The following is an 18,105-nucleotide window of genomic DNA, read 5'->3' as shown; positions in this document are numbered from 1 at the left end:
CTGGTGGGGCGCGTGTTGCGGCAGGGGGCGCACGGTTGCGTTCAGGGCAAATGGGTGCTTGACGGCCGCGGGCGGCGTCGTGGAAGGGGGCGCCCATGGGCCGCCACCGCAAGCCCACCCGCTGGGACCGAATCCGTCTGCGGATGGTGAAGTGCCGGAGGAGGTGGATTTTGCGGATGTACGGAAAGTGAGCGGCCACCCCCATCACAAGTAGGGGTGGACACTCCGTTCACTTTTCAGGAGCCTGCCGCAGTGCCACCTGCGGTGGGCTCCACCTGTTCCTACGCTAGCCGTGGAGCCGGTCCGGGCGCCACCGGTGCCGGAGGCCCGGTCGCCGCACGCGCCCCCCTTCACAACCTGTGCGCCGCCCCCGTGGGCGTGGCCCCCCGTGTGTCCAGGAGGAGCTGGGCCTTCACCGACAGGCCCTGGAGGTCGTACGTGCGGTGTTGCTGGAGCAGGATCGTCAGGTCCGCGTCCGCCGCCGCCTCGTAGAGGGAGTCCACGCGGGGGACCGGGCGGCCGGCGACGCTCCAGGACGGGGCGTGCGGGTCGTGGTAGCTGACGGCGGCGCCCAGTTCCAGCAGGCGGGCCGCGATCTCGTGGGCGGGTGAGCCCTGTTGGTCGGCGTGGTCGGCCTTGTAGGTGACGCCGAGGAGCAGCACGCGCGCGCCGCGGGCCGACTTGCCGTGTTCGTTGAGGAGCGTGGCCGCGCGCTGGATGACGTACCGGGGCATGTGGTCGTTGACCTGCTGGGCCAGTTCGACCATGCGCAGGGAGCGGGTCCCGGGGCCCGCGAGGTCCCGTGGGACGGCGTGGCCGCCGACACCGGGGCCGGGGCGGAAGGCCTGGAAGCCGAACGGCTTGGTCTCGGCGCAGCGGATGACGTCCCACAGATCGACGCCCAGGTCGTGGCAGAGGACGGCCATCTCGTTGACCAGGGCGATGTTGACGTGCCGGTAGTTGGTCTCCAGGAGCTGCACGGTCTCCGCCTCCCGTGGTCCACGCGCGCGTACGACCTTGTCGGTGAGGCGGCCGTAGAACGCGGCGGCCGACTCGGTGCAGGCCGGGGTGAGGCCGCCGATGACCTTCGGGGTGTTGGCGGGGCCGTGGTCGCGGTTGCCCGGGTCGACCCGGCTGGGCGAGTACGCGAGGTGGAAGTCGCGGCCCGCCCGGAGTCCGGAGCCCTCTTCGAGGAGCGGCCGGAGGTATTCCTCCGTGGTCCCCGGGTACACGGGGGACTCCAGGATCACCGTGGTGTGCGGGCGCAGATGCGCGGCCAGGGTGCGGGCGGCGGCGGCCACCTGCCCCAGGTCGAGCGTTCCGTCCGCGCCGCGCGGGGTCGGGGCGCAGATGACGGCGGTGCGTACGCGGCCGAGTTCGGTCGGGTCGGTGGCCGGCCGGAACCCGGTGGAGAGCATCCGGCGCAGGTCGGCCGCGGCCAGCGGCGCGGGGTCGCCGCACTCGTAACCGAGGGTGGCGATGCCGGTGGTGGCGGCGGCCTGGGCCAGGGGCAGGCCGAGCTGGCCGAGGCCGATGACGGCGAGATCTGCGGGCATGGCGGTGGGCCGTCCTTCCCTGTAGCCGGAGTGGGACGAACGCGCAAGCCCTGTGGACAGAACGGGCGAGCGCAATGTCAGACTAGGAGTAAATATGACCGATATGCGGGATTGTTTGGTTGCGTTTCTCCGCAAGTCGCCGAGAGATATCCACAGGTGGACCGCCGCTGGTGGCCGATGGCGGGCAACGCCGTCAGTATTTGGGCATGGGGGATGTGAGCCGGGCCTCGCCGTACGGGTGAGCCCGGCGCGACGGACAGCGGGAGGCAACTGTGCGGACAGCGACACTGGGACCGGCGGAGCGCGCCGAGTCACTCGCGGCGATGGCCGAGCGCGAGCTGGATGTGCTGGTCGTGGGAGCGGGCGTGGTCGGCGCGGGCACCGCGTTGGACGCCGTGACCCGCGGCCTGTCCACCGGGCTCGTCGAGGCGCGTGACTGGGCGTCGGGTACGTCGAGCCGGTCGAGCAAGCTGATCCACGGCGGCCTGCGCTATCTGGAGATGCTCGACTTCGCGCTCGTACGGGAGGCGTTGAAGGAGCGCGGGCTCCTCCTTGAGCGGCTCGCGCCCCACCTCGTGAAGCCCGTCGCGTTCCTGTATCCCCTGCAGCACAAGGGATGGGAGAGGCTGTACGCCGGTTCGGGCGTCGCGCTCTACGACGCGATGTCGATGGCGCGCGGCCACGGGCGCGGACTGCCGATGCACCGCCATCTCTCGCGGCGTCACGCGCTGCGCGTCGCGCCCGCCCTCAAGAAGGACGCCCTGGTCGGGGCGCTGCAGTACTACGACGCGCAGATGGACGACGCCCGCTATGTGGCGACCCTGGTGCGCACGTCGGCGGCGTACGGGGCGAAGGTCGCCAACCGCGCGCGGGTGACCGGATTCCTGCGCGAGGGCGAACGGGTCGTCGGCGCCAAGGTGCAGGACGTCGAAGGGGGCGGGGAGTACGAGGTCCGCGCCAAGCAGGTCGTCAACGCCACCGGGGTGTGGACGGACGACACCCAGGCGATGGTCGGGGAGAGGGGCCAGTTCCACGTCCGGGCCTCCAAGGGAATCCATCTGGTCGTACCGAAGGACCGGATCACCTCGACGACCGGGCTGATCCTGCGCACCGAGAAGTCCGTGCTGTTCGTGATCCCCTGGGGCCGGCACTGGATCGTCGGGACGACGGACACCGAGTGGGACCTCGACAAGGCGCACCCGGCGGCGTCCAGCGCCGACATCGACTACCTGCTGGAGCATGTGAACTCGGTGCTCTCCGTGCCGTTGACGCGTGACGACGTACAGGGCGTGTACGCGGGGCTGCGGCCACTGCTCGCCGGGGAGTCGGACGCCACGAGCAAGCTGTCGCGCGAGCACACCGTGGCGCATCCGGTGCCGGGGCTCGTGGTCGTGGCGGGCGGCAAGTACACGACGTACCGGGTGATGGCCAAGGACGCGGTGGACGAGGCGGTGCACGGCCTCGACCAGCGGGTCGCCGAGTGCGTCACCGAGGACATCCCGCTGATCGGCGCCGAAGGCTACCGGGCCCTGTGGAACGCGCGAGCACGGATCGCCGCGCGGACCGGCCTGCACGTGGTGCGCGTGGAGCACCTGCTGAACCGGTACGGGGCACTCGCCGAGGAACTGCTCGACCTCATCGCCGCGGACGCCTCGCTGGGCGATCCGCTGCCCGCGGCCGAGGACTATCTGCGCGCCGAGATCGTCTACGCGGCCTCGCACGAAGGGGCGCGCCACCTGGACGACGTGCTGACGCGGCGGACGCGCATCTCGATCGAGACCTTCGACCGGGGCACGCGCAGCGCGCGGGAGGCCGCCGAGTTGATGGCGCCGGTGCTGGGCTGGGACGAGGACCAGATCGAGCGCGAGGTCGAGCACTACTGCAAGCGGGTGGAGGCGGAGCGGGAGTCGCAGCGCCAGCCGGACGATCTGACGGCTGACGCGGCCCGGTTGGGGGCGCCGGACATCGTGCCGTTGTAGACCGGACAGCGTGCCGTTGTGGAGGGGGCCGTTGTCGAGCGTTCCGTTGCGGGAAGCGAGGACTTCGCGGGCTTCCCCGGGGAACGAGTGGCAGGTGGGGGCCGGATAAGGGGGCGGCCAAGGGAAGTACGGCCTCCGCGAGGGGCACCCGGGGCACCGGACGGTGGCCGGGTGGGGGACAATGGAGGCTCTGTCAGGGCGGGTTGCATGAGGGGACGCATGTCGGAGGCGGAGCAGGCGGGAGCATCCCGTCAGGACGAGAGTGGACGTCTCCTCGCCGGGCGGTACCGGCTGGGAGGGGTCCTGGGCCGCGGCGGCATGGGCACCGTGTGGCGGGCCCAGGACGAGACGCTGGGCCGCACGGTCGCCGTGAAGGAACTGCGGCTGCCGTCGCGCATCGACGAGGACGAGAAGCGACGGCTGATCACCCGGACCTTCCGCGAGGCCAAGGCGATCGCGCGGATCCGGAACAACGGCGCGGTCACGGTCTACGACGTGGTCGACGAGGACAACCGGCCGTGGATCGTGATGGAGCTCATCGAGGGCAAGTCCCTCGCCGAGGTGATCCGTGAGGACGGGCTGCTCACGCCGAAGCGCGCGGCCGAGGTGGCGCTCGCCATTCTCGACGTGCTGCGTTCGGCGCACCGCGAGGGCATCCTGCACCGCGACGTGAAGCCGTCGAACGTGCTGATCTCCGAGGACGGCCGGGTCGTGCTCACGGACTTCGGCATCGCCCAGGTCGAGGGCGACCCGTCCATCACCTCGACCGGCATGCTGGTCGGCGCGCCCTCGTACATCTCGCCGGAGCGGGCGCGCGGACACAAGCCGGGTCCCGCGGCCGACCTGTGGTCGCTCGGCGGCCTGCTGTACGCGTCGGTGGAAGGCGTGCCGCCGTACGACAAGGGCTCCGCGATCGCGACGCTCACCGCGGTGATGACCGAGCCCGTGGAGCAGCCGAAGAACGCGGGTCCGCTGGAGAACGTCATCTACGGCCTCCTCGTCAAGGACCCCGAGCAGCGGCTCGACGACGCCGGGGCCCGGGCGATGCTCACCGAGGTGATCCACGCACCCGAGCCCAAGGACGAGCCGGAGCCGGCGGACGCGACGAAGGTCGTGCCGTTGCCGGACGTCCCTTCGGAGAGCCCGGCCAAGAGCCCTTCCAAGAGTCCTTCCAAGGGCCTTTCCAGGAAGGGGAGTCCGGGCGGCGGCAGGAAGAGCGAGGATCCGGGGTCGGGTTCGGGGTCTGGGCCGGGTTCGGCAGACCGGCTGCGTGGGGCGCTGCGTTCCGTGCGGAAGGGCAAGGGCGCCGCGGCGGCCGGGGCTGCCGCGGCAGCCGGTACCGGTGTGGCCGCGGACCGGCCGGCGAAGGCCTCGGGCGGGAAGACGGCCGCGGCCTCGGCCGCTGTTTCGGCGCCGGACGCCCCCGCGGTCACCGGGTCGCCTTCCGGCTCGGGCGCGGGCTCGGGTTCCGGCACGGGTTCTGATGCCGGTTCCGGTTCCGGCTCCGGTCCTGGTTCTGGAACCGCTCGCGGTGCCAAGTCCGGCTCCGCAGCCGCGACCGCAGCCGCAGGTACCGCCGCGGGGGCCGATGCGCCTGCTTCCGCGGAAAACCGGGACGCTGCCACTTCCGTGCTGAACTCCAGTGCGACGGGCGGTGGTTCAGGCGGTTCCGGCGGCGGTGCGTATCCGCGGACCACCACGCCCAGGGCGCCCCTCACCGATGTGGTGTCCCGGCAGACGCTGATCGTCATCGCCGTCGTGGTGGTGCTGGCCGTGCTGGGCACGATCCTCGCCGTCACGCTGGGTGGCGATGACGACTCGGGCTCCAAGGACAACAAGAGCGGCGCCGACAAGTCGACTTCCAGCGGGGCGAACGCGGGAAGCGACACCAAGCAGGACGAGAACAGCGGCACGAAATCGGACGACGACGAGAAGGGCGAGAAGGCGGACTCCGCCGGCGGAGGCGCGTCGAAGGAGACCTCGCCCACCGCGAGCGCTTCCGGCGAGTCGAGCGGCTCGGGCGGCTCGGGCGGCGGCTCCAACAGCGGTTCGGGCAGCGGGGTCGAGTCGACGCACAAGGACGGACAGGGTTTCTCGATCGGTCTGCCCAAGGGCTGGAAATACCAGTCGACGAGTGCGGCCGGTTCCCGGTTCTCCGGCCCCGACGGGCAGAAGCTGCTGGTCGGCTGGACCACGACGCCCAAGGACGACCCGGTGGCCGACTGGAAGAACCAAGAGAAGTACATGCAGCGGTCGCAGTATCAGCGGGTCCGAATAGAGAAGGTGGACTACCGCGACTGGAACACGGCCGACTGGGAATTCACCTACGCGGAGAGCGGTACCGAATACCGGTCCATAGACCGTGGGTTCGTCGTCGACGACACTCTCGGATACGGGATCATGTATACCGCGAAGGCCTCGAAATGGGACACCGAGCTTCGTAAAGACACGTGGCGGACGCTGACGACGTCGTTCGAACCGAAGTCCTGAGGGGCAGGAGACAACTGAGATCTCGAATCTCCTCATTGTGGGTTGCTTCCGGCACGTATCGTGAGTGGTTGCGGACCGTATGCAGCCACAACCGAGCCCACAACGGGACGCGTGGCGAACGGAATTGACCAACCGGGCGGCCGGGGGAGGCATCGTGGAGGACTATGCGGGACGGGTACTCGCCGACCGTTACCGCCTGCCGCTCCCGCCGACGGACGAGTACGAGTTCGCCGAGACCCGGGCCTTCGACACGTACAGCGGGCAGGAAGTACTGGTCCGTCAGGTGCCGTTGCCCGAGGTCGTCGAGGCGGAGGTGCTCGACACGGACGGGCTGCCCGACGGGTTCGTGGCGCGGGACGCCGGTGTGCGCCGACCGTCCGCGCGGACCACGCGGCAGCCCGCCGAGCCCGCCGTGCGACGGGCCATCGAGGCCGCCCAGGCCGCCGCGCAGATACCTGACCATCCCCGGCTCGACCAGGTCTTCGACGTGTTCGCCGAGGGCGGGTCGCTGTGGGTGGTGAGCGAGTTGGTGCCCTCGCGGCAGCTCGCGGCGCTGCTCGCCGAGGGACCGCTGAGCCCGTACCGGGCCGCCGAGGTGGCCTCCGACGTGCTGACCGCGCTGCGGGTGCTGCACGCGCACGGATGGGTGCACCGGAACATCACCGCCCGCACGGTGCTCGTCTGCGACGACGGACGGGTGATGCTCACGGGCCTCGCCTCCGGAGCCGCGGAGGAGGCGCTCTGCGGGTACGACCCGGTACCGGCCCCCGAAGGCGAAGCCGGAACGGGCGGGCCCGGAACGGCGGGCGGTCCGGCAGGGGCGGGCTCGGTGGGTACGACAGGTACGGCGGCCGGCGGTCGGCACGGTGGCGAGCCCGCGCAGCTCGGTCAGTCCGGTGCCTCGGGTGCCGTCGGTGTCTCCGGGCGGTCCGGTGGACAGGCGGTGCCGGGAGCGCGTGGGCCGGAGGGTGGCCGTGCCGCGGTCGAGGCCGTGCGCGGGGGCGGCAGCACGTTGCCCGTCACGCAGGCGCAGGCGCAGGCCTCGGACATGGCGCAGCGGGCGCTGGACGCGGGCGGGGACGTACGGGCCGCGCGGGCCGGAGCCATCGCGGCCTATCGCGCGGGCGCGCGGGCGGCGGCCCGGGTCCAGGAGGAGCAGCGGGGCGGCGGCCGGAACACGGCGTTGCCCGCTCCGCGGTCCCTGTCCGCCGGGAGCGACACCGAGGCCGGTCAGATCCCGCATCAGATCGTGAATCAGGTCCCGGGGCACGTCCCGGATCAGATCTCGGGGCCGGTCTCCGGGCCCGGCGCCGGGCAAGGGGTGGAGCATACGGCGCCGCCGGGGCAGATCGCCGACCCGTACGGGGTGGGCGGGATGCCGGGTGCCTGGCACGGCGCGGCGCCCCGCGGCAGTGCCCCCGCGGTGGGAAGCCCGATGGGGAACCCGGTGGGAAACCCTGGGGCGGGCCGCCCTCCCGCGCTGCCGGACGGGCGCACCAGTGGTAACGGCGACGCGACCGGTGGCTGGGCCACGGAGGCCGTCGAGCACGGCGCCGGATACGAACCGTCCGCCGGCCATGTCTCCGCCGAACTCGCCTCTACCGAGCTTGCCTCTACCGGGCTCGCGTCCACCGACCGTGCCGCTGCCGGCCAGACATCCGCCGAGCGCTCCTCCGTCGACCGTGCCCTCGCCGACCCCGCCCGGCGCGGCCCGGCCACCGCGCTGGCGGCGGAGCGGGCCCGGCAGGCGCGGATGGCCGTCGTGGGACCCGTCACCGAGCGCTGGGCGCCCGAGCAGGCCGGGCCCGTGCACGAGAACTGGCAGCTGGCCGCGCCCATCGGCCCCGCGACCGACCTGTGGGCGTTGGGCGCGCTGCTCTTCCGCGCCGTTCAGGGCCATGCGCCCTATCCGGAGGAGAGCACCGCCGAGTTGGTGCAGCTGGTGTGCGCCGAGCCGCCCGCGTTCGCGGAGGAGTGCGGTCCGCTCAGGCCGGTCGTGGAGTCGCTGCTGCGCCAGGACCCCACCGAGCGGCTGGACTTCGAGGAGCTGCGGGGCTGGCTGCGTTCTCTGGTGCGGTCGGCGCCCGAGCCGGAGGCGGGTACGTACGTCGTCGCGGCGCCGCCCGTGGACCCCGCCCGGCTGCCTGTCGTACGCCGTCGGGGCGAGCTCGTGCGCAGACGCCGTGCCGGGCTGCCCGCCACCAGCCCCCACGGCCGTCACAAGCGGGGCAAGCGCGGCAAGGAGACCAGGCCCCGCCGGCTCGGCCGCACCCTGCTTCTGCTGATCCTGCTCGTCATGGCCGCGGCCGTCGCGTACGCCATGGCGTTCATGCCCAGGACCGGCTCCGGTGACGAGCGCACCGGTTCCGCGGGGGACGTCGTCAGCCCCACCCCCGGACACTCCGGGGACACCGGCGCGGGACCGGACGGGAACGCGGGCGCCGATCCGAAGGACGACAAGACGCCGGGCAAGGACAGCAGCCCGACGCGCTCGTCCGGTTCCACGACCCAGACCACAGGACCCGAGCTTCCGCAGGGCTTCACCCTGCGCAAGGACTCCGAAGGGTTCCGTGTCGCGGTCGCCAACGGCTGGGAGCGGACCGGCAAGAACGGCCGCGGCCAAGTCGTCTACTCGCACGGCGACTTCGAGCTGCTGGTCGTTCCCGGGCGCGACACGACCGAGGAGTTCGGCAGCGACCCGATGGCCTACCAGCGCGAGGACGAGCGTGAGCTGCAGCCGTTCCGCGACTCGACGTGGGCGACGTCCAGCGGGATGCGGCGCATCGACGTGGGCGGACGGGCCATGGCCGAGGGGCAGTTCACGTGGCAGGACTCCACGGGGCGCGAGGTCTACGTACGGAACCTCGTGATCATCGCCGACGGGCGGTACCACGTGGTGCAGTTGCGCGGTCCGGAGGCCGAGCGCGACGAAGTGACGCGGCTGTACGAGCAGGCGTCGTCGACGTACCAGATCACCGGTTGATGACGTACCAGATCACCCGTTGATGTGGCGTCATGACACTGCGCGGTCGCGGCCTTTGTGCGGCCGTGACATCGGTTCGGTCAGTTTCCCGGCGGGGTGGTGACCCCGGTTTTGTGCTCCGTGCCTGGTCATCGGTCGGCGGCGGCTCGTTCACGGACGAGGCAACCGTCACAGTGCTGTCTCCGTGGTACCCCGCCGGTTCCCTGGGCGGGTGTCGGTCCTTAGTCTGACCCTGTCAAGAGCATTGCGGGGAAACGTGAATCAGATGCAGGGCCTGCTTCTGGCGGGGCGCTACCGGCTCGCCGAATCCATCGGCAGTGGCGGTATGGGCCGGGTGTGGCGCGCACACGACGAGGTGCTGCACCGCACCGTCGCCATCAAGGAGCTGACGGCCGCACTGTACGTGTCCGAAGGCGAGCGGGGCGTCCTCCTCGCCCGTACCCGGGCCGAGGCACGGGCGGCGGCGCGCATCAACCACTCGGCCGTCGTCACCGTGCACGACGTGCTGGAGCACGACGGCCGGCCGTGGATCGTGATGGAGCTGGTCGAGGGCGGCTCGCTGGCCGACGCCGTCAAGGAGTCGGGCAGTATCGAGCCCAGGGAGGCGGCTCGGGTCGGGCTGTGGGTCCTGCGTGCGCTGCGGGCCGCGCACTCCGCCGGCGTACTGCACCGCGACGTCAAGCCCGGCAACGTACTGCTCTCCCAGGACGGGCGGGTGCTGCTCACCGACTTCGGGATCGCGCAGGTCGAGGGGGACACGACGATCACGCGTACCGGCGAGATCGTCGGATCGGTCGACTATCTGGCGCCCGAGCGCATTCGCGGCGAGGATCCCGGTCCCTCCTCCGACCTGTGGGCACTCGGCGCGACGCTCTACACGGCGGTCGAGGGACTGTCCCCGTTCCGCCGGACGACACCCCTGACCACCATGCAGGCCGTGGTCGCCGAGGAGCCCGAGACCCCGCAGAAGGCGGGCGCGCTCACGTCCGTCATCACCGCCCTGCTGCGCAAGGACCCCGCCGAGCGGCCAGGTCCTGACGAGGCCGAGCAGATGCTCGCCGAGGCCGCGGAGGGGCGCACACCGAACTCGGCGCAGGCCTATGTGCCGACGCAACATGTGGCTGGAACACAGGCACCCCCGGAAACGTATGACTCGGGGTCCCAGGGCAGCGCGTACGGGTCGTCGGGGTCCCAGGGCACGTACGGGTCGGCGCAGGCCGTCGCCCCCGGCTCCCAGGACGCCACCCACGTCGCCGCCCAGGGGTCGCCGTACGGGGCTTCCGGTTCCCAGGGCAACCAGTACGCGCAGGACCCTTATGGCAGGCCGGTCGGTCACGACACCTACGGCGGCCACGGCCGGCCCGTTCCCGACCCGGCCGTCGCCACCGCGAACCAGCCGGCGGTGGTCGCCCGGCCCGGCCGCCGCAGGTTCCGCACCGTCGCCGCGGTCGTGCTGGCGGCCGCGCTCGTCGGCGGCGGTGGCGTCGCGGCGATGCTGCTCTCGGACGAATGGCGGGACACCGACACGTCGTCGTCCTCGGACCCGTCTCCCTCGAACCCGTCCTCCTCGGCCGAGGACGGCGACGGCGACGGGAAGCAGACCGACGGGGCCGGGACCGGTGACGTGCCCGACGGCTGGGAGCGCGTCGACGATGTCCAGGGCTTCAGCCTCGTGCTGCCCAAGGGCTGGGAGCGGCAGGTCGAAGGCACCCAGGTCGACTACACGCCCGACGACGGCGAGCACTTCGTACGCATCGCCGTCGACGACTCGCCGGACTTTGACGAACCGTCCCGGCACCTGGAGGACCTGGAACAGCAGGTCTCGGTGCGGTTGGTCGACTACCAGCAGGTCAGCATGGAGTCCAACACCTTCCGCGACCGCCCGGGGGCGCTGTGGGACTTCACCTGGACCGCGCTGTCCAAGGACACGGAGTTCCCCGGCCCGCGCCGCGCCATCGAACAGGCGTATCTCGGCCGTGACGGTGTCGAGTACGTGATCTACATGTCCTCGCCCGCGGCGGACTGGGACACGGCGCGGGAGCGGTTCGACACGATTTTGCGTGGGTGGCGGCCGCCGGCTTCGTAGTGACGCCGGCCCCCACCATGTCCGTGGTGCCTCGTCGTGCCTGCCGTGCCTCGTCGTGCCTGACGGGGGCGCCGTGTCGTGTCCGCTGCCGGTGCGTTGTGGCTGGGCGCGCAGTTCCCCGCGCCCCCTAGAGGCTAGGGGTCGCTCCTCCTTACGGGGCGCGGCTCTGTACGGCACTTGTCGGCCAGGCCTGTGCGCGGACCCGGAGGGGTTTCGTCCGGTGCGGCATGATGGGGCGCATGGGGACCGAGGGGGAGAGACCTGAGGACAACGCCCGTGTCATCGGGGGCCGTTACCGCCTGGAGGCCCAGATCGGCCGGGGCGGCATGGGCGTCGTATGGCGGGCCACGGACCAACTGCTCGCCCGACAGGTCGCGGTCAAGGAACTCGCCCTGGACACCACGCTCTCCGCAGCGGAGTCCCGGCTGCAACGCGAACGCACCCTGCGTGAGGCACGCGCGGTCGCGCAACTGCGGCACCCGCACATCATCGTCGTGCACGACGTCGTGGAGGACGACGAACGCCCCTGCATCGTCATGGACCTGCTCGAAGGAGGCTCGCTCGCCGAGCGGATATCCCGGTACGGCCCCGTCGACGCCGTCGAGGCGGCCCGCATAGGGGTCGATCTCCTCGGCGCGCTGCGCAAGGCGCACGACGCCGGCGTCCTGCACCGCGACCTGAAGCCCGCGAACGTGCTCCTCAACCTGGACGGCATCGTCGTCCTCACCGACTTCGGGGTCGCGCAGGTCTCGGGCGCGTCGACACTCACCGAGAGCGGGGCGTTCGTCGGCTCGCCCGAATACACCGCACCCGAGCGGATGTCGGGCGCCAGGACCGGACCCGAGTCCGACCTGTGGTCGCTCGGTGTGCTGCTCTGTACGGCTCTGAGCGGTGAATCACCGTTCCGCCGCGACTCGTTGGGCGGCACCCTGCACGCCGTGGTGAACGAGGACATATACCCGCCCGCCGCTGTCGAGCCCCTGCTTCCCGTCGTACGGGGCCTCCTCGAACGCGATCCCGCGCGGCGGCTCGACGCGATCGAGGCGGAGTGGCTGCTGCGGGCCTTTCTGGACACGGGCCGCATGCCGCCCGTGCCGCCCGGCGCCACGCCGGAAGAGCGGGACGTGCCGGGCCGGGAAGTCGCGACCCCGCCGCCGACGACCGTGGAGCCCGCCGTACCGCACCCGCTGAGGCCCTCCTTCGCCGCCTCCTCGGGCGTCCCCTCGTCGATCCGCAACGCGCTGATCGCGACCGCCCTCGTCGCGGCGATGGCCGTGGCGGGCGTGTCCGCGGCGGCGCTGCTGATGGGCGACGACGGCAGCGGGCCGGCCCTGCCCACGGGTTCGGCGTCCTCGTCCGGTACGGCCGCCACGGGTTCCCGGCCCTCGGCCTCCGGCGGTCGCACCGTGCCCACGGGATACCGCCTCGTCCAGGACGCGGCGGGCTTCTCGCTCGCCGTCCCCGTGGGCTTCACCCGCGAGACGCGGGACGAGCGGATCTACTACGTGTCCGCCGGCAAGACCTTCCGTATCGGCGTCAAGGTGTCCGACCCGGTACCGGGCGGCCCGCTCAAGGTGCTGAAACGCGCCGCGGCCAAGGGGCCCGAGACCAACCCCGGATATCGCGGGGGCCGGGTCACGGAGACCACCCGTGCCGGGCGTACCGCCGCGCTGTGGGAGTTCACCTGGGACGGCTTCAGCGAGGCGGAGGGCGCACGGCACACCTACGTCCTGGGCTGGGAGGAGGGCGGCCGGATGAACGACGTGCAGGTGTCGGCGCCGGTCGGCCAGGCACGGCAGGCACGGGAGTACTTCGACGTCGCGGTCGACACGTTCGCCCGTACCGGATCGTAAGACGCCGCGGCAAGGCCGCAGGAAGGCCGCAGGAGGGCCGCAGGCGGGCCGTAGAACAGCGCAGGACGCCGTAAAAGGCGCATAAGGAGCACCGCGCGTCACGGGTCTGTGACCGGAAAGCGCCGAGGGTGGAGCGCAAGCACTTGTCGCGATAAGGATGGACCCATGAGCAGCAACGGGGGAGCCCCTTACGGATCCGACGAGCCAACGAGTTTCGGTCTGCAACCGCCGCGCCAACCGGCCGCCGTACCGCACCCAGGGAACCCGTACGCCACGCCCACCCAAGTCGTACCCGAGCAGCAGGCCCAGCAGGCGCCGCAGGACCCCGGTGTCGGGCGGCTCATCGCAGGCCGGTACAGGCTGCTCGACAAGCTCGGGCACGGCGGCATGGGCACCGTGTGGCGGGCCAAGGACGAGACGGTGGACCGGGAGGTCGCGGTCAAGGAACCGCGTGTCCCCGACCACCTTCCCGAACGTGAACGAGCCAATGTTTTCGAGCGGATGCGCCGCGAGGCGCGCGCCGCGGCCCGGCTCGACCACCCGGCGGTCGTGAACGTCCATGATGTCGCCGTCGTGGACGGCCAGCCGTGGATCGTGATGGAACTGGTCCGGGGCCGTTCGCTCGGCGGCGCGCTGCAGGAGGGCACCCTCGGGGCACGGGAAGCGGCGAGAATCGGCCTGGAGGTGCTCGGCGCGCTGGAGGCCGCGCACGCGGCGGGCATCCTGCACCGCGACGTCAAGCCGGACAACGTACTGCTCGGCACGGGCGACCGGGTGGTCCTCACCGACTTCGGCATCGCCCAGATCGAGGGCGAGACGAACCTGACCGACACGGGCGGCTTCGTCGGCTCGCCCGAGTTCATCGCGCCCGAACGGGTGTTGGGGCAGCGCCCGGGTCCGGCCTCCGACCTCTGGTCGCTCGGCGTGGTCCTGTACGCGGCCACGGAGGGCGTCTCGCCGTTCCGCCGCACCAACACGCCCGCGACGCTCCAGTCCGTCCTCAACGCCGCGCCGGCCCCGCCCACCGCGGCCACGGGACCGCTCGCCGAGGCCATCAACGGCCTCCTCGACAAGGACCCGAACCGCCGCCCGGACGCGGCGCGGGTGCGCGCGCTCCTGGAACAGACCGCGCGCCCGCCCCAGCCGGAGCCCACACGGATCGTCCAGGTCGTGGAACCCGCTGGGACGGGAGCCGCTGGGACGGGAGCCGGCGGGACGTCGTCCCGGGTCGGCCGCAAGGGCTGGATCGGCGCCGGCGTCGGCGCCGCGGTCGTCGCGTCGGCGGCGGCGGTGGCCGCATACCTGGTGGTCGCGGACCCGTTCGCGGGGCCGCTGCCGGACAACTGGAAGAAGGCGGACGTGAAGCCGCTGGGCGCGACGGTCGCGGTACCGGCCGGCTACCAGAGGACGGGGCCCAAGCCCGACGCGCCCAAGGGCGACCACTGGGCCCAGTGGACCGACTTGAGCGGCAGCCTCTGGATCACCCTGTCGCTGGCGAAGAAGACCGAGGACACCGCGGGCGAGATCGCCGGGACGGCGGCGGCCGAGATGTACGACGACGACGCCACGTACCGCGAGAGCGGCGCCTACGGCCTGGACATGGACTCGGAGCCCGCGCCGAGGAGCGATGCCGTCGAGACGACGTACAAGGACCGCAAGGCCGCCCGCAACACCGTCGTCTATACGAGCACGGACACCCAGAATCCGCGTCCGCGCGAGATCCAGGTCCTCTACTACAAGACGAAGTCCGGCGACATGTACAGGCTCATGATCGGTTACCCGGGCAAGGGCGACTTCACCGAGCGCGGGCGTGAGGTCGCGAAGACGGCCATCGCGAACCTGGACATCGACAGGCTGTGAACCGGCGGGCCGGCGGACAGGCGGACAGGCGGGCAGGCGGGAACTGGGGCCCGGGCCGGGTCAGTTCCGTAGTCCCGTGGTCCCGTAGCCCGGTGCAGACGTGAAACGTCAACTCGGCCTGGGGAGAGGCATACTGCTGCCTCTGGACTTGGAGAGAGGCGGCAGGCGTGGGCCTGGAACTTGGCGGCCGGGCGCATGCCCGGCAGCGGTGGGCGGCGCGCGGCGCGCTGGGGGCCGCCGGTGGCGCGGTGCTGATGCTGACCGTGACCACGAGGGTGGAGAGCGTGCTGCTCGTCCCCGTGGGGGTGTTCGGCACGGCGCTGACCGTGGCCGCGCTGTGGTGGGTGCTGACCCTGCGCGGGGCGGCCCGGGGCGCGGCCGGGGCACTGGCCCTCGCGACGCCCGCCGCCGTCCTCTGGTTCTTCGCCGCCGAGAACCTGCTGTGGGTCGTCGTGGTGTCCCTGGTCCTGTGGGGTTTCGCAGTCTGGGCCGGGAAGTACGCGCTCAGCAGCACCAAGTCGCACGTGGTGAGCGTGCCTGAGCACCGGACTCCCGCTCCCGCCAAGCCCTTCCTCATCATGAACCCGCGGTCCGGGGGCGGGAAGGTCGAGCGGTTCGGGCTGCGGGAGAAGGCCGAGCGGCTCGGGGCGCGGGTGCACCTCCTCGACCCCGAGCGGCACGAGGACGTGACCGAACTCGCCCAGAAGGCCGTCGCGGACGGCGCCGACCTGCTCGGTGTCGCGGGCGGCGACGGTACGCAGGCCCTCGTCGCCGCGGTCGCCGCCCAGCACGACATACCGTTCCTCGTCGTCTGCGCCGGGACCCGCAACCACTTCGCCATGGACCTCGGGCTCGACCGCGACGACCCGGCGGCGAGCCTGGACGCGCTCACCGACGCCGGGGTCGAACTGCGCATAGACCTCGGTTTCGCCGACACCCATCCATTCGTCAACAACGCCTCGTTCGGGGCGTACGCGGTGGTCGTGCAGAGCCCCGCGTACCGGGACGACAAGGTCCGTACGACGCTGGAGCTGCTGCCGGAACTGCTCACGCACCAGCGGGGGCCGCGGCTGACCGCCCAGGTGGGTGAGAAGGGCGGCGCCGAAGCGGCCGTCATCGACGCGCCTCAGGCCCTGCTGGTGAGCAACAACCCCTACCGCATGGACGATCCGGCGGGGCTCGGCTACCGCGAGCGGCTGGAGTCCGGTGTGCTGGGCGTCCTCGGCATCAGGGTCGGCAGCGCGGCCGAGGCCGCCGGGCTGCTCCTCGGCCCGCACTCCACCGGGCTCACGGTGCTGACCGCCCGCGAGGTGGTCGTGGACGCCGACCGCCCCGAGATAGAGGTCGGCGTGGACGGCGAGGCGCTCGTCCTTCCCACTCCCGTACGGTGCCGGATCGAGCCCGGCGCCCTGCGCGTGCGCGTCCCCGGGAACCGGCCGGGCGTTCCGGAGACCAAGCCGCCCATGGACTGGCGCCGGCTGCGCAAGCTCGCGGCGGCGGTGGGACGTACGGCACTTCACCACCGGGCCCTGCCCAGGGAGGAACTTTGAGCGAAGACGGGGGGCGCCTGATCGGTGGCCGCTACCGGCTGACCGAGCGCATCGGTTCGGGCGGCATGGGCACCGTGTGGAAGGCCACGGACGAACTCGTGGAGCGGGACGTCGCGGTCAAGGAGCCCCGGCTGCCCGGCGATCCGCGGGACGCGGCCCACCAGCGCGCGTACCACCGGCTGCAGCGAGAGGCGCGGGCCGCCGCGCGCGTCGACCACCCCGGCGCCGTCGCGATCCACGACGTGGTCGTGGAGGACGGACTGCCGTGGATCGTCATGGAGTTGATCCGTGGCGAGTCGCTCCACGAGGTGCTGCAGCGCGGCGCGCTCCCGCCCACCGAGTCGGCGCGGATCGGACTGGCCGTGGTGGGCGCCCTGAAGGCCGCGCACGCCAAGGGCATCGTGCACCGCGACGTGAAGCCCGCGAACGTCCTGCTCGGACAGCACGGCCGCGTCGTGCTCACCGACTTCGGCATCGCGCACATCCAGGGCGAGGAATCCCTCACCATGAGCGGGGAGTTCGTCGGCTCCCTGGAGTTCATCGCACCGGAGCGGATGTCGGGGCGGGGCGCGGGCCCGGCCGCGGACATGTGGTCCCTGGGCGTCTGCCTGTACGCGGCCGTCGAGGGCTGGTCCCCGTTCCGGCGTACGACGCTGGAGTCCACCCTCGCCGCGATCCTGTCCGCCGAGCCGCCGGAGCCCCAGCACGCGGGACCGCTCGGGCCGCTGATCGTCCGGCTCCTGACGAAGGACCCGGACCAGCGGCCGGACGCCGACGAGGTCGCTGCCGCGCTGGAGGCGGTGGCGGAGGGCTGGCCGGTCCCGAGGGGCGACCTGACGGCACCGCAGGACGCCTCGCACTTACGGGAGTTCGCCGACGACTCCGGAACGGTACGGTTCGGGCGGCGCCCGGACGAACCCGTCGTGGTCGGCCCCGCTTCCGGCCCCGTCTCCGCGCCCGAAGCCGACAATAGCGCCCACCCCGATGCCGTACCCCCGAAGCGCAGGCGCCGCACTCCCCGCCTTGTCGCCGGCACCGTCGCCGGCGCCCTGCTCATAGCGGGCGGCGTCTGGCTGGGCACCTCGCTCACCGACGTCGACAGCGACGCCGCCGGCGGAACGGCGGGGGGCGGGGCGGCATCGGGGAGTTCGAAGAGCTCGCCGGCGACCACCACCCCGGGCCCGAAGGCACCCTCGGGCACCGGGGTGTGGACCGCCCGCCCGGAGAAGGAGATGCGCGCCGTCCTGCACCTCCCCAAGCAGTACGTGCGCTTCCACGAGCAGGGCGACGCCGACGACCAGCCGCGGATGGCGATCTTCGACAACGACGAGGTCATCCAGGTCCGGCTCACGCAGTGGGACGAGGCACCGAGCTCGTCGATGGTCCGGGCGAAGGAGCAGGGCGACACCTGGGCGGGCTACGGGGACTCGAAAAGCCTGTACACGCCGACGACCTTCGACGGGTACGAGGCCACACTCGCCGACACCACCTACGACACCGAGGGCACCCTGACCCGCGTCATGGAGCTGGTGATCCTCACCCGCGACAGCCGTATGTACGAGCTGCGCGTGGACATGCCCAAGGGGACGGCGGACGAGAAACGCGGCACGGCGGTGTTCAAGGGCGCACGAGAGGGCCTTGAGATCGACCCGTGACCACGCTCATATCCACGGTCGTGACTGCGGCGACGCCCTGATCAGGGCATTCGTTGCCAGTGATCACTGGCGTCGTGTGTGCAGTCGGTGAAA

Annotated in this window: 9 protein-coding genes; 8 read left to right on the top strand and 1 reads right to left on the bottom strand. The window is 72.1% G+C overall.

Translation table 11 applies throughout. The annotated features are described in order from the left end of the window. Nucleotides 1-350: 350 nt before the first annotated feature. A complete protein-coding gene (locus AOK01_RS00650) occupies nt 351-1,556 on the bottom strand; it encodes a nucleotide sugar dehydrogenase (protein WP_055507192.1) in 1,206 nt (401 codons plus the stop codon). Nucleotides 1,557-1,828: 272 nt separating this feature from the next. Between AOK01_RS00650 and AOK01_RS00645 the strand changes: the two genes are divergently transcribed. The 8 genes from AOK01_RS00645 (at nt 1,829) to AOK01_RS00610 (ending at nt 18,012) form a co-directional block, all read left to right on the top strand. Continuing rightward, nucleotides 1,829-3,535, top strand: coding sequence for a glycerol-3-phosphate dehydrogenase/oxidase (locus AOK01_RS00645; RefSeq protein WP_055507190.1), 1,707 nt, complete (start codon nt 1,829-1,831; stop codon nt 3,533-3,535). Between the two features lie 219 nt (nt 3,536-3,754). Next, a complete protein-coding gene (locus tag AOK01_RS00640; RefSeq protein WP_055507188.1) occupies nt 3,755-6,025 on the top strand; it encodes a serine/threonine-protein kinase in 2,271 nt (756 codons plus the stop codon). A gap of 154 nt (nt 6,026-6,179) precedes the next feature. Beyond that, nucleotides 6,180-9,008, top strand: a complete 2,829-nt coding sequence (locus AOK01_RS00635) for a protein kinase domain-containing protein (RefSeq protein ID WP_245702005.1) — start codon at nt 6,180-6,182, stop codon at nt 9,006-9,008. 265 nt (nt 9,009-9,273) lie between these two features. After that, nucleotides 9,274-11,094, top strand: coding sequence for a serine/threonine-protein kinase (locus AOK01_RS00630; protein WP_055507184.1), 1,821 nt, complete (start codon nt 9,274-9,276; stop codon nt 11,092-11,094). A gap of 239 nt (nt 11,095-11,333) precedes the next feature. Next, nucleotides 11,334-12,947, top strand: a complete 1,614-nt coding sequence (locus AOK01_RS00625; protein WP_055507182.1) for a serine/threonine-protein kinase — start codon at nt 11,334-11,336, stop codon at nt 12,945-12,947. Between the two features lie 165 nt (nt 12,948-13,112). Beyond that, nucleotides 13,113-14,807 (top strand): serine/threonine-protein kinase, encoded by a 1,695-nt coding sequence (locus AOK01_RS00620; protein WP_055507180.1) that lies wholly within the window; start codon nt 13,113-13,115, stop codon nt 14,805-14,807. A 167-nt stretch (nt 14,808-14,974) separates the two neighbouring features. Then, entirely contained in the window at nt 14,975-16,357 is a 1,383-nt protein-coding gene (locus AOK01_RS00615) for a diacylglycerol/lipid kinase family protein (protein WP_055507178.1), read from the top strand. After that, nucleotides 16,354-18,012: a serine/threonine-protein kinase gene (locus AOK01_RS00610; RefSeq protein WP_055507175.1), complete on the top strand. Its 1,659-nt coding sequence runs from the start codon at nt 16,354-16,356 to the stop codon at nt 18,010-18,012. Before AOK01_RS00615 ends, AOK01_RS00610 begins: the two co-directional genes overlap by 4 nt. The last annotated feature ends 93 nt before the right edge of the window (nt 18,013-18,105 follow it).

The sequence above is a fragment of the Streptomyces aurantiacus genome (assembly GCF_001418335.1).
Classification (GTDB): Bacteria; Actinomycetota; Actinomycetes; order Streptomycetales; family Streptomycetaceae; genus Streptomyces; species Streptomyces aurantiacus.
The sequence above is the reverse complement of the archived record's forward strand: the minus strand, read 5'-3'. Positions and strand labels throughout refer to the sequence as shown.

Coding starts and splice junctions, on each gene's coding strand:
- AOK01_RS00650 (WP_055507192.1), bottom strand. CDS start 1,556: ATGCCCGCAGATCTCGCCGTCATCGGCCTCGGCCAGCTCGGCCTGCCC.
- AOK01_RS00640 (WP_055507188.1), top strand. CDS start 3,755: ATGTCGGAGGCGGAGCAGGCGGGAGCATCCCGTCAGGACGAGAGTGGA.
- AOK01_RS00630 (WP_055507184.1), top strand. CDS start 9,274: ATGCAGGGCCTGCTTCTGGCGGGGCGCTACCGGCTCGCCGAATCCATC.
- AOK01_RS00625 (WP_055507182.1), top strand. CDS start 11,334: ATGGGGACCGAGGGGGAGAGACCTGAGGACAACGCCCGTGTCATCGGG.
- AOK01_RS00620 (WP_055507180.1), top strand. CDS start 13,113: ATGAGCAGCAACGGGGGAGCCCCTTACGGATCCGACGAGCCAACGAGT.